This window comes from Flavobacterium beibuense F44-8, from assembly GCF_000769915.1.
In the GTDB taxonomy this organism is placed as follows: Bacteria; Bacteroidota; Bacteroidia; order Flavobacteriales; family Flavobacteriaceae; genus Flavobacterium; species Flavobacterium beibuense.
Window position 1 is genome coordinate 1 of sequence record NZ_JRLV01000053.1, and the last position, 711, is coordinate 711.

The 711-nt window shown below is 52.9% G+C and carries 1 rRNA gene; it reads right to left on the reverse strand.

The annotated features are described in order from the left end of the window. Positions 1-28 precede the first annotated feature (28 nt). Positions 29-711: ribosomal RNA gene (locus Q763_RS17270) — 16S ribosomal RNA — on the reverse strand; the annotation flags it as partial.

Below are 711 nucleotides of genomic sequence, written 5' to 3' on the forward strand. Positions count from 1 at the left end.
TTTTTAAACCTAACGATCGTGTCTCTAGAAAGGAGGTGTTCCAGCCGCACCTTCCGGTACGGCTACCTTGTTACGACTTAGCCCCAGTTACCAGTTTTACCCTAGGCAGCTCCTTGCGGTCACCGACTTCAGGTACCCCCAGCTTCCATGGCTTGACGGGCGGTGTGTACAAGGCCCGGGAACGTATTCACCGGATCATGGCTGATATCCGATTACTAGCGATTCCAGCTTCATGGAGTCGGGTTGCAGACTCCAATCCGAACTGTGACCGGCTTTATAGATTCGCTCCCTGTCGCCAGGTGGCTGCTCTCTGTACCGGCCATTGTAGCACGTGTGTAGCCCAGGACGTAAGGGCCGTGATGATTTGACGTCATCCCCACCTTCCTCACGGTTTGCACCGGCAGTCTTGCTAGAGTTCCCGACATTACTCGCTGGCAACTAACAACAGGGGTTGCGCTCGTTATAGGACTTAACCTGACACCTCACGGCACGAGCTGACGACAACCATGCAGCACCTTGTAGAATGTCCGAAGAAAAGTCTGTTTCCAAACCTGTCATCCTACATTTAAGCCCTGGTAAGGTTCCTCGCGTATCATCGAATTAAACCACATGCTCCACCGCTTGTGCGGGCCCCCGTCAATTCCTTTGAGTTTCAAACTTGCGTTCGTACTCCCCAGGTGGGATACTTATCACTTTCGCTTAGCCACTCAG